This is a genomic window from Paenibacillus alginolyticus DSM 5050 = NBRC 15375, assembly GCF_000422905.1.
GTDB lineage: Bacteria > Bacillota > Bacilli > Paenibacillales > NBRC-103111 > Paenibacillus_E > Paenibacillus_E alginolyticus.
Genome location: NZ_AUGY01000035.1, coordinates 20,266 through 32,104, shown reverse-complemented (window position 1 = coordinate 32,104; position 11,839 = coordinate 20,266). Strand labels below are relative to the sequence as shown.

Genomic DNA, 11,839 nt, shown 5'->3' with positions numbered 1-11,839 from the left:
CCTACGGAAACTCTAAGGAGGGAAACGAATGAAGGGCATAATGAAAGGTTTAGGCGTAACGTTTAAAAGTATGACACAGAAAAAAATAACGTACGCGTATCCTGACGTCCCGATTAAAATGCCGGACCGCTTTCGCGGTATTCAATATTTTGATCCAGAGAAATGCATTGTGTGTAATCAATGTGCACGCGTTTGTCCGACGGAGTGTATTACGCTAACCGGTAAAGCGAACCCCGACCCAGAGAAAAAGGGCAAGGTTATCGATACCTACGATATCAACTTCGAAATTTGTATTCTGTGCGATCTCTGCACGGAGGTATGTCCGACAGAAGCAATCGTCATGACGAACAATTTTGAGCTGAGTACCTACAGTCGTGATGATCTGTTCAAAAATATGCAGTGGTTAAGCGAGAACACGCAAAATATCCGTCAAGAGAACAATTCAGCCTTGCCAAAAGGGGGGGCCAAGAAAGATGTTTAGCGGAATTGGCGATTTTTTATCCAACGGTTCAAGCTGGGCTTTCTTCGTCTTCGCTCTTCTTGCTATTGGCGGAGCCATCTTTATGATTTCTTTTACCAAAGTCGTTCATATGGTCGTTGCTGTTGCCCTTACATTCATTAGTTTGGCTGGGCTGTATGTCATTCTGGAGGCTGAGTTTGTAGCTTTCGTGCAAGTGTTGATCTACGCAGGTGCAATCTCGATTCTGATGATTTTCGGCATTATGATGACGAGGCACAGGCAAGGGGAAGAAGAGGAGCCTAAGCGCCCTTGGCATGAAGGCCTGGCGATTATTGGTGCTTTGGGACTGTTCGGGGTGTTATTTTATGCCATACAAAAAACGACCTTCGTCGCTTCGGGTACCCTGGATGCAGGTAAGGATAACACATTAGAGATCGGAAAGCTGCTCTATAACGAGCACGTTATTCCTTTCGAAATCATGTCGGTGCTTCTGACGGTAGCCTTCATCGGTGCCATCGTGGTCGCGAAGAGAGAGGAGGATTAGCTGTGGGCAATATTATTACTCCCTATCTTACGCTGGCGGCAATCCTGTTCTGCATCGGTTTATACGGTGCGTTAACGAAGAAGAACGGGGTTATCGTCCTGCTTTCGATTGAGCTTATGCTGAATGCGGTGAACTTGAATTTGATTGCTTTTTCGAAGCTTGGTGACCATCCGGCTCTTACCGGACAGATTTTCTCGCTTTTCAACATCACCATTGCAGCTGCTGAGGCGGCTGTAGGGATCGCGATTCTAATTACCATTTACAGAAATAAAGGGACAGTAGAAGTTACGGATTTGGATTCTATGAAGCGCTAGGAGGCTAACAAGGATATGGTATCGGACTATTCACAGTACGCCTGGCTCATTCCGTTGTTTCCGCTGCTTGCTTTTCTAGCGCTTACGGCTATGGGACGTCAATTAAAAGATCTAGGTATTTACATCAGCATTTTCGCGATGCTGGCCTCATTTATCGTGGCTTTGCTGATTTTCGTTGAACGAATTGGCGGTAAAGTGGAGGATTACACGTGGAATAAGCTGCACTGGCTGCAAGTGGGCGATTTCACGCTGAATATGGGCTTCGAGGTTAACAATCTGAACGCCTTGATGCTCGTGATTGTAACATTGGTGTCTTTGCTGGTGAATATTTATTCTAAAGGCTATATGAAAGGCGACGAGCGAATTCATGTGTTTTTTGGCTACATCGCTTTGTTCTCCTTCTCCATGCTTGGCCTTGTCATCTCGGAAAATATGCTGGAGCTGTACATTTTCTGGGAGCTTGTAGGGGTATGTTCCTTCCTGCTCGTCGGATTCTGGTACTTCAAACCCGAGGCAAAGGCTGCTGCGAAAAAGGCATTCATCGTTACCCGCATCGGGGACGTGGGCCTGTTTATTGCCATTCTGCTGCTGTTCTGGTATATGCCAGGGCATGCGCTTGATTTCACATCTATTCATAATGCTTTTACTACGGGCAAAATCGACCCAACGATCATTACATGGATTGCTATACTAATCTTCATCGGGGCGATGGGTAAGTCTGGTCAATTTCCGCTGCATACATGGTTGCCAGATGCAATGGAAGGTCCAACGCCGATAAGTGCGCTAATCCACGCTGCAACGATGGTTGCCGCTGGGGTGTATCTCGTTTCGCGAACCTTTGATATTTTCCACGCATCGCCGGATGCTTTGCTTGTTGTCGCTTATGTGGGTGGTTTCACGGCAATCTTTGCGGCCACAATTGGTATCGCTCAGAACGATATCAAACGCATTCTCGCCTACTCGACCGTGAGTCAACTCGGTTATATGATGATGGCGCTAGGGATAGGTGTCTCCTACACGTCAGGTATGTTCCATTTATTCACGCACGCCTTCTTCAAAGCGCTGCTCTTCTTGGGCGCAGGCAGTGTGATTCACGCTGTACATACGCAAGACATTAACGAAATGGGCGGTTTATCCCGCAAAATGAAAATCACGACCTGGACATTCGCGATAGGCACGCTGGCACTGTCAGGTATTTTCCCTTTCGCAGGGTTCTGGTCGAAAGATATGATCCTGACGGAAGCATACGAGCATAACCAACTCTTGTTCTGGGTCGGTGTCATTGCTGCCTTCTTCACAGCGTTCTATATGTCGCGTTTGTTCTTCCTCGTGTTTATGGGATCTCCTAGAGGCAAAGCAAAGACAGATGATGATCATGGTCATGCAGCGCATACCGCTCATGAACCCCATGAATCTCCGGCTACAATGACCACACCATTGATTATTCTTGCTGTGCTTGCTGTTGTTGCGGGCTTTGTGAATACGCCGTTTAACGAATGGCTCAGTCAATGGCTGACAGGGCATGATCATGATGAAAAAGCCAATTGGACTGTTATTATTTTGTCCACACTGGCTGGTGTGCTTGGAATTGGACTCGGTTACTTGATCTACCTCAAACGTACGATTCCGCGCGATGTGATTTCCAGTAAAATGCCGTGGCTGTATACGCTGTTGAATCGTAAATATTTTATTGATGAAATTTATGACGGTGTCATTGTAAAACCGCTTCGCGGTTTAGGCTGGATACTCGAACTGTTTGATGTGTATATCGTTGACGGTATTGTGCGTTTGGTCGCCTTTACTGTGGTCGGACTAGGGCGATTAGGCTCACGCCTCCAAAATGGTCAACTACAAACCTATGGTGTCATCATGATTTTGGGGATGCTGATTTTGGTACTCGCCATCGCAGGAAGGAGGTTCATCCATGCTGGCTAGTATACCCATCCTAAGTATGATCGCCTTCTCGCCGCTGCTTGGCGTCCTGGTCTTGCTCTTCATTCGTGGTGATCGAGGCCGTTTGATTAAAACAATAGGGATTGTCACGACACTGATCCCGCTTATTTTGGCAGCGTGGTTGTATAGTGATTACAACTATCAGGGTGATCCGATTCAGTATAAAGAACAGCTGGATTGGATCAAAGTTCCGCTTAATCATGAGGGAATTCAGCAAATTACTTCGTATTTCTTCGAGTTTAAGTATTCGCTCGCGGTAGACGGCATTTCCTTGCCTCTCGTGTTTCTAACCGCACTGGTCTCGTCAATGGCTGCTTTAGCTTCGGTGTATATCAAGAAACGCTGGAAAACGTACTTCATTCTGTTCTTGCTGCTGGAAACCGGTATGTTCGGTGTCTTCATGGCACAGGATCTGTTCTTGTTCTTCTTGTTCTTCGAAATTACGCTCGTACCGATGTTCTTCTTGATTGGTATTTGGGGGTATATGAACCGGGAGCAAGCTGCCAACCGCTTCCTGCTTTACAATGGACTTGGCTCGGCGATCATGTTGATCGCGTTCTTAATTCTCGTTAGCACGGCTGGATTCAACCAGGTGCCTTCGCAGACAGAAGCTGTTATTTACTACAGCGGTGACATTCATACAATTGCACATAATTTGCTGCAAGATCCCTCCGATTATGTAAATCAGGAAGGTTCACCGTTCTACCTTAGTCCGACTATGAAGTGGACTGTGTTCATTATGCTGCTGGTCGCCTTTGGCATTAAGCTGCCGATCTTCCCGTTCCATACATGGATGCTCAAAGTACATACGGAGGCTCCGCCTGCTGTTGTTATGATTCACTCCGGGATTTTGCTGAAAATGGGGGCCTACGGCCTCATCCGATTCGGCATCCTGTTCTTCCCGGGGGAAGCCAAGCAGTGGGCCTGGATGCTGGCGCTCCTCGGCGTCATCAACATCGTGTACGGCGCGATTCTCGCCATGGTCCAAAAGGACTTCAAGCTCGTGCTGGCCTACTCGAGTATTAGCCACATGGGCATCGTCCTGCTCGGTCTCGCTGCGTTCAACGTGTCGGGCCTGCAGGGCGCCGTGTTCCAACTAATCTCACACGGCCTCATCTCGGCCCTGATGTTCTTGCTCGTAGGCAGCATCTACGAGCGGACCCAAACGACGCAGCTCGACCAGTTAGGCGGTCTAGCCAGCTCGGTACCTTTCATCAGCGGCATTCTGCTGGTCGCTGGTATGGCATCGCTCGGATTGCCAGGCTTATCCGGCTTCATCAGTGAGTTCCTCGCATTTCTCGGACTCTTTGAAACGCACAGATTGTACGCGATCGTCGGTACGCTGGGGATCATTTTTACCGCGGTTTACGTGCTGCGCGGGGTTCTGAACATCACGTTCGGCCCTAAACAGCCGAACCTGCAGCTGCAAGGCATGCGCGACGCCAGATTAATCGAGGCGGTGCCGATGATTACATTGGTGGCGTTCATTCTCTTGCTCGGTGTTTACCCAGACGTGCTGAGTCAGCCGCTACAGCAAACGATAGGCAGCTTGGATCAATTGATCCACAGCGTAGCCGGGAAGATAGGAGGTTAGACCGGTGGAACAGATAAGACTCCATGTTGCTGATTTAGTGCATCTGCTCCCTGAGCTTTCGCTGGTTGCCACCGCGATCATCCTATCTCTCTTGGATTTAGTCCTCCCAAACAGACTTAGTCGCTCGATCATTGGATGGCTGACGTTGGTTGGCATCGCTATTTCCGCGATATTCGTTGTTCTGCAGTTGAATCCGGAAGAGGCTATTGGGCTGCTCAACAATAGCTACAGAGTGGATGATTTCTCGAACCTGCTCAAATTGTTCACTTTAATAGGTACGGGCTTCGTTGTCTTGATGAGCGTAGGCTTCATCAAAGAAGATGCCATCCCACATGTCGGGGAGTATTACTACTTCTATCTGCCAGCCGCACTCGGTGCCATGATTATGTCATCCTCGGGTGACCTTATCACGCTGTACGTTGGGTTGGAGCTATTGAGCATTACTTCGTACTTGCTCGTAGCTATGAAGAAGAAAGATAACAAATCGAACGAGGGTGCCTTCAAGTATTTGGTCATGGGCGGTATCTCATCTGCGATCATCTTGTACGGCATGTCCTTCTTATACGGAATGGTCGGTTCCAGCAATTTATCACAAATTGGTGCTGCTCTTCCAACGCTCGTAACGGCTTACGAACCGCTGCTTTATGTAGCATTCTTCATGCTGCTGGCTGGCTTCGGCTTCAAAATCGCCGCTGCCCCGTTCCATAGCTGGGCACCGGATGTGTACCAAGGCGCACCGACGCCAGTGACGGCATTTTTGGCTGTCGTATCCAAAGGCGCCGGCTTCGCCATCCTATTCCGCGTATTCTACGTGTTGTTTGGATTTAGCAGCTTCGAAAACAGCAGCTTTCAATCGGACGTGTTCCTTGCCATATCCGTGATGGCTGCCATTGCGATGGTAACCGGTAATTTCATTGCGCTGAAGCAAACGAATATGAAAAGGCTTTTGGCCTACTCAGGAATTGCCAATGCAGGTTACCTACTCATTCCGATCGGAACTTACTTTTCCGGTACTCACTACGCGAACTTCTCTGAATTTATTTTCTATCTGATCGCGTACTTGTTTATGAACATCGGGGCTTTCGCTGTGCTGATGATTATTGAGCAAGCAGAAGGACATACCGAGGCAAAAGGTTTCGGCGGTCTCTATTACAGGGCCCCAATTACAGCCGTAGCTATGGTGCTCATCGTGCTTTCATTGGCTGGTATTCCTTTATCTGGCGGGTTTTTCGGGAAGCTTTACATCATCCTAGGAACGATGCAGACCCAGCATTATTGGCTAGGGTCACTGATGATCGCTACTAGCGTAGTATCCTTTTATTACTACTTCGGCATCGTACGCCAAATGTTTATGCGCAGCGATTACGAGCCTGCCGAGATTAAGGTATCAATTCCGTTAGGGATAACGGTTTGGTTATGTGCCCTCATCAGCGTGGCGTTGGGCGTTGTCCCACACCTTGTACTGAAAGGCATTGAGGCCATTTTCACCTTGACGAAAGATTTTCTGATTATGTAACTTAATGAATGAGCCTTTCCCCGCTTATGATGTGGGGGAAGGCTTTTTTAACATATAAAAAAGAATCAGTGTTTTGGGCTGGAGGGAACTTTAACGAGAAGGCGCGACTGTGGGTTTGGTAAACCTGCAATTGTACATTCTTTTTTTCTTTAAATAGCGCATATTCGTAAATTCCTGCAATCGTGCAGGCCTTTTCGGTCTTTTTTTAATTTCGAAATGGAAAAACTAAAAATTCCTGCATATTAGCAGGCTTTTCCACTTCTAAAAATGATTTTAGCAAAATACCTGCACTTTCGCAGTTATTTTAGGCTGTTGGTAATAGTTCTCCTTGAACATTGGTGAAGCTATAGGGATTCAGCTGTAAAACGCTAAAAGCTCATACTACACTGACGAACAGTAAGTTGTCCTTTTATACCCAACATCCATTTCTCCTTATGCACAAAAATAGGCGTTTATACGAAGACCAAAGGCACAGCCTGAGGCTTTTCTTATTATGGTTTAAGCGCTTTTGCAGCAAATTATTCCAAAGGCTTCACGGCTTGTCATTTCGATGTACAATATACATGAGAATGATAAACCGCCGCCATCCCATACATACACGCACAAATATTTTTGCTCAAGTTCTGAACTTTTTGCGACGAAAAACCGTTATATGTATCGAGAAGACGGGTAATGTGGTATAGATAGAGAAGGAAAAAAGATCAACCAACAAAAAGGACTTGTGATGTCATGAAATATACTCGACACCTTTGGCTCATTGTACTAATGATGCTTGTTGTGGGACTTACAGGGATGATAACGAAAGTAGAAGCAGCCTACCCGGTGTCGACGGATCCTATGAGGGTGAAACAAACCTATCTGGACATGATCCACATCGATCAAGCATGGGCTGCGGCAGGAGATTCCCGGACGCCTATAGTCGTAGCGGTCGTCGATACGGGCGTTGATCTTGTACATCCTGATTTAGTTGGCAATTTGGTCGAGGGTGTGAACCTGCTTCAGTCTTCGAAAAAGCCTCAAGATGATAATGGACATGGCACGAACGTAGCAGGTGTCATTGCTGCTTCGATCAATAACGATAAAGGTATTGCAGGCATTGCCCCTAATGCGAAGATTATGCCAATCAAAGCATTGGAGGCCGACGGAACAGGCGGCGAAGCCAAGCTTGGCGAAGGCATTAAATACGCCGTGGATCACGGTGCGAAAATAGTCGTGCTTTCCCTAGGGTTGAACAAATATTCCGAGTATATGGAAGGCATTGTGCAGTACGCAGAGGATCACAATGTTCTTCTCGTTGCCGCTGTTGGCAATGAAAGTACGAGTGTGAAATACCCTGCGGCCTATCCAACTGTTCTAGCTGTAGGGGGCGTTAATTCGGAAAAGCTTGCTGACCCTCGTTCGAATTTTGGACCGGAATTGGATCTTGTAGCGCCTTGGGATGTATATACAACAGCACTGGGTGGCGGTTATCAGTACCAAGATGGAAGCTCCATGTCTGCACCCCAGGTTGCCGCAGCCGCTGCTTTGGTATGGGGCAAATACCCGAGTATGAACGTGTATCAAGTTCGTGCGCAGCTCGAGCAGACGGCAGAAGACTTGACGCCAGGGGGATGGGATCCCAAAACGGGCTATGGCTTGTTAAGAGTGGATATGGCACTGACGAAGCCGTACAAAGAGGATCGCTTTGAGCCTAACGATACTAAGAATCAGGCTGCCGTATTGTCGATTCATACAACTACTAGAGCTGATCTTAGCTCGGCACAAGACCAAGATTGGTACGCCATTGATGCGCCCTATGATGGTTTTATTAAATTATGGCTGACTAACGCAGATAGCTCGGGTATCCGAGTGCGATTCGATTCCGGAGAAACGTTTATCGCGAACAGTACCTCAGATGGAAGTCAGCCTTTCACGGTCCCTGTGACCAAAGGGCGCACGTACGTGCAGCTTCAGACGGTGGATCGTTCCCGAAAGACAGCCTTAAATTATTCGATGCGAACGGATTTTATTATTTATAAGGATCCATTTGAGGATAATGATAAGCAGTATAAAGCTTTCGTATTACCTGCTCGGAGTCAAACGATACGAGGCACTTTTCATCAAAAAGGAGATCTGGATTGGTTTGCCATACCCCTAGAAAACTCAGGTACAATGCGTATCAGACTATCCGTAGATACAGGGCGTATAGACCCCATGATCCTTTTTCAGAAGGAAGGGGAGAAGGCGATTACGATCGACCAAGCTGGAGATGGAGGTACCGAGGTCAGCAATCTAATGGATCTGCTCCCTGGTCAGTATTACATTCGTGTCAGCAATGTGAAGGACTACTCCGAGCCTATTACGGGTGAGTACACGTTAGATATTGAGTACACGCCGAAGTTAATCGATCCGAATGAGCCGAATGATAAATCGTATCAAGCTACTTTTGCAGCGATGAATTCCGTGTATGAGGGTGTATTTAACAATAATGATGATGTGGATTGGTTCGAATTCCGCATGAGCAAAGACGGCCTCGCCCAAGTGCGTTTAACGAACATACCGACATCACGCATTTTATATGCAACACTATATGATAGTTCTTTGAAGGAACAAGGCTTTTATCGAAATGATTATGGGTCGGATCAATTCTTTATTGAGAAAACCTTGCCTGCAGGCACCTATTATATCAAGCTTCAAGCCAACCAATGGTTTATGAGTCAAATGTATCGGTTAAAAATAGGCAGTTATGCGCTGGTGAGCGGATTTGCTGATATTGAGGGGCACTGGGCAAAGGATGCCATTAGCCAGCTTACGGAACAAGGTGTGATTAGCGGATATGGAAACTACCGTTTTGCTCCAAATCAGCCCATTACTCGTGCGGAGGCAGCAACGGTATTGACGCGAGCTTTGAAGCTGTCTAAGCGTCAGGAGCTGCGTTTCAGCGATATGGATGCTTCGCATTGGGCATACGATTACGTAGCCAAAGCGGTTCAAGCGAATATTGTGGACGGCTACCCGGACCGAACATTCGGGCCAGATCGTACACTTACACGTATGGAGATGACACAGATGCTTGCCCGCAGCATGAATATGACAGGGAAACGACGGGGCAACTCTCCTTTTAGCGATGTAAATGATTCGTATTGGGGTGTAGGGATCCTGAAACAAATGTCGGCGGATGGTTGGATTAGCGGCTATTCGGACGGCACCTTCCGGCCTGATGAGCAAGCCACACGAGCTGAGTTCGTAACACTGCTCGCAAAAGTAATCAATCGGTAAAACCGAAGAGGAGTGACTTATGGCAGATACAGGTAAATGGAATGAAGCGGCGAAATATGCTTCGATGATGAATATGGTGGATATTGCTGTCTACATCATGTGTATTGGCCTATCGTGGTGGGCGCTGCAAGCGTTCCGCTTCGATGTCCTGCTCAAAAGGCCTAAGGCTGCTCAAGCGATTATGCTGCAAATTTTGCTTTCTATTGCCCTCGGACACTTGGTTGCGAGTTTTTTTATTCAGTATTTAGGCCTCTCCATGGGCTTCGGAAAGATGTTTTAATCACATTTTTCGAATAATGAACAAGTTTGTTGTCAACAATGGATAATAGAACGGAGCGAAAAACGAAACCTTCTCCGAACTCTATTTAGGGCAGTTGGAATACCAAAAGAACACAGTTGTAACTGTATGGGTTGAAATGATAAACTTAGGAAATGTGCAAAACCTTGTAATTTAAAATAAGTGCGCGGAGGGACCATGATGAGCAAAATTATCGTCCGCGGTGGCCGAAAGTTAGCTGGCAATGTGAAAATCAACGGAGCAAAGAATGCGGTTCTACCGATTATTGCAGCTTCCATTCTGGGTTCGGAAGGTGAAAGCGTCATCCATGATGCGCCTCCCCTTGACGATGTACTAGTCATTAATAAAGTATTACAAAGCTTGGGTATTGAAGTTGAATATAACCGTCAGGTTATTCGTGTTCGTGCTCACAACATTACCACATGTGAAGCATCTTATGATCTAGTCCGTAAAATGAGAGCCTCTTTCCTCGTGATGGGTCCTTTGTTAGCAAGGCTGGGTCAAGCGAGAATTTCGCTTCCAGGCGGCTGTGCGATTGGCACAAGGCCAATTGATCAGCATCTCAAAGGCTTTGAAGCGATGGGTGCCGATATTGAACTGGGTCAAGGGTATATCGAAGCTAAAGTGAAAGGGCGCCTGAAGGGTGCCAAAATTTATCTCGATGTAGCCAGTGTAGGCGCAACCGAGAACATCATGATGGCTGCTACGCTCGCTGAGGGCACAACCATCATTGAGAATGCTGCTAAAGAGCCGGAAATTGTCGATTTGGCGAATTACTTGAATGCCATGGGCGCGACGATTCGCGGGGCAGGAACAGGTGTTATTCGCATAGAAGGCGTAGAGAAACTTCGTGGGGTTGTACATACGGTTATTCCGGATCGCGTAGAAGCGGGTACATATATGATTGCCGCAGCTATTACTGGTAGTGAACTGTATATGGAGGGTGCTATTGGTGACCATCTCCGACCTGTTATTTCTAAAATGCAAGAAATGGGCGTTATCATCGAAGAAGATGAGAACGGTATTCGTGTCTGCGCTTCGGGGCCGCTTCGCGCCGTTGACGTGAAGACGCTGCCGTATCCGGGCTTTCCAACCGATATGCAGTCGCAAATGATGGCGCTGCTAATGGTGGCGGACGGCACGAGTCTCGTGACCGAGACTGTGTTCGAGAATCGCTTCATGCATGTCGAGGAGTTCTCGAACATGAACGCTCATATCAAAGTCGATGGCCGCACAGCTATCGTGAGCGGCAATGCCAAGCTGCAGGGTGCGAAGGTATGCGCAACAGACCTTCGGGCAGGAGCAGCCCTTATTCTAGCGGCGCTAGCTGCAGAAGGTGAAACCGAGATTACAGGCGTTCACCATATAGATCGCGGGTATGTCGATATTACTGACGTTCTGCGTGAGCTAGGTGCCGATATTCAAAGATCCGTGCCGCAAGAAGTGGAGCAAGAAGTTGCGGAGTTGGGTTTTTTCAACATTCAGCCGACGCTTGCCTAGTTTGAAGAGCCTTTGGGGGTAACTCCAATGGCTCTTTTTTGTTGTGTGCCCTTATGCCCCCTCGTTTTGTGAGAGTAAGTGCGAAACAAAGATGCATTTAGTGCATCAAAAATATTCTTGTATGGAGGTAATTACCTGCAAAATGTGCAGCAAATAGTACCTCAAAGGTTCAATCGGAGCATATCGGGTGAATTTGATGTAGGAAATGCAGGTAATTCATAAAAATAGGGTTGCTGAGTCTAATTTAACTGCATGTTTTACAACTAATGTAACTTGAACAGTGCCTTATGAGTTCTGCGGTTAGATGATCTGTCATGGAAGCTTCTGCATTAATGAGACGAAGTATAATACTGCTTTTAAGCATCTCGTAAGTATTGGATAAGCAGTAGCTGCACAATTACA

At 47.1% G+C, this 11,839-nt stretch carries 9 protein-coding genes; all 9 read left to right on the top strand.

The genetic code is table 11. The features are described from left to right. Window positions 1-28 precede the first annotated feature (28 nt). The 9 genes from nuoI (at window position 29) to murA (ending at window position 11,437) form a co-directional block, all read left to right on the top strand. Window positions 29-481, top strand: coding sequence for an NADH-quinone oxidoreductase subunit NuoI (gene nuoI, locus G519_RS0116435; protein ID WP_029195651.1), 453 nt, complete (start codon window positions 29-31; stop codon window positions 479-481). Then, complete coding sequence (locus G519_RS0116430; RefSeq protein ID WP_029195650.1) at window positions 474-1,004, top strand: NADH-quinone oxidoreductase subunit J; 531 nt, start codon at window positions 474-476, stop codon at window positions 1,002-1,004. Before nuoI ends, G519_RS0116430 begins: the two co-directional genes overlap by 8 nt. 2 nt (window positions 1,005-1,006) lie before the next feature. Further along, complete coding sequence (nuoK, locus tag G519_RS0116425; RefSeq protein WP_029195649.1) at window positions 1,007-1,318, top strand: NADH-quinone oxidoreductase subunit NuoK; 312 nt, start codon at window positions 1,007-1,009, stop codon at window positions 1,316-1,318. Between the two features lie 15 nt (window positions 1,319-1,333). Further along, window positions 1,334-3,253, top strand: a complete 1,920-nt coding sequence (gene nuoL, locus G519_RS0116420; RefSeq protein ID WP_029195648.1) for an NADH-quinone oxidoreductase subunit L — start codon at window positions 1,334-1,336, stop codon at window positions 3,251-3,253. Beyond that, window positions 3,243-4,865: a complex I subunit 4 family protein gene (locus G519_RS0116415; protein ID WP_029195647.1), complete on the top strand. Its 1,623-nt coding sequence runs from the start codon at window positions 3,243-3,245 to the stop codon at window positions 4,863-4,865. Before nuoL ends, G519_RS0116415 begins: the two co-directional genes overlap by 11 nt. Before the next feature lie 4 nt (window positions 4,866-4,869). Next, window positions 4,870-6,381, top strand: a complete 1,512-nt coding sequence (locus G519_RS0116410; protein ID WP_029195646.1) for an NADH-quinone oxidoreductase subunit N — start codon at window positions 4,870-4,872, stop codon at window positions 6,379-6,381. Between the two features lie 729 nt (window positions 6,382-7,110). Continuing rightward, a complete protein-coding gene (locus tag G519_RS0116405) occupies window positions 7,111-9,639 on the top strand; it encodes a S8 family peptidase (protein WP_029195645.1) in 2,529 nt (842 codons plus the stop codon). Window positions 9,640-9,658: 19 nt separating this feature from the next. Further along, window positions 9,659-9,919 carry a DUF1146 family protein gene (locus G519_RS0116400; protein ID WP_244280137.1) on the top strand — a complete coding sequence of 87 codons (261 nt, stop codon included), beginning with the start codon at window positions 9,659-9,661 and terminating at the stop codon, window positions 9,917-9,919. A 198-nt stretch (window positions 9,920-10,117) separates the two neighbouring features. Continuing rightward, window positions 10,118-11,437, top strand: coding sequence for a UDP-N-acetylglucosamine 1-carboxyvinyltransferase (gene murA, locus G519_RS0116395; protein WP_029195643.1), 1,320 nt, complete (start codon window positions 10,118-10,120; stop codon window positions 11,435-11,437). Window positions 11,438-11,839 lie beyond the last annotated feature (402 nt).

Excerpts from the sequence above, each read along its gene's own strand:
- G519_RS0116405 (WP_029195645.1), top strand. The coding sequence starts at position 7,111 with ATGAAATATACTCGACACCTTTGGCTCATTGTACTAATGATGCTTGTT.
- nuoI (WP_029195651.1), top strand. The coding sequence starts at position 29 with ATGAAGGGCATAATGAAAGGTTTAGGCGTAACGTTTAAAAGTATGACA.
- G519_RS0116415 (WP_029195647.1), top strand. The coding sequence starts at position 3,243 with ATGCTGGCTAGTATACCCATCCTAAGTATGATCGCCTTCTCGCCGCTG.
- nuoL (WP_029195648.1), top strand. The coding sequence starts at position 1,334 with ATGGTATCGGACTATTCACAGTACGCCTGGCTCATTCCGTTGTTTCCG.
- G519_RS0116430 (WP_029195650.1), top strand. The coding sequence starts at position 474 with ATGTTTAGCGGAATTGGCGATTTTTTATCCAACGGTTCAAGCTGGGCT.
- G519_RS0116400 (WP_244280137.1), top strand. The coding sequence starts at position 9,659 with ATGGCAGATACAGGTAAATGGAATGAAGCGGCGAAATATGCTTCGATG.
- murA (WP_029195643.1), top strand. The coding sequence starts at position 10,118 with ATGAGCAAAATTATCGTCCGCGGTGGCCGAAAGTTAGCTGGCAATGTG.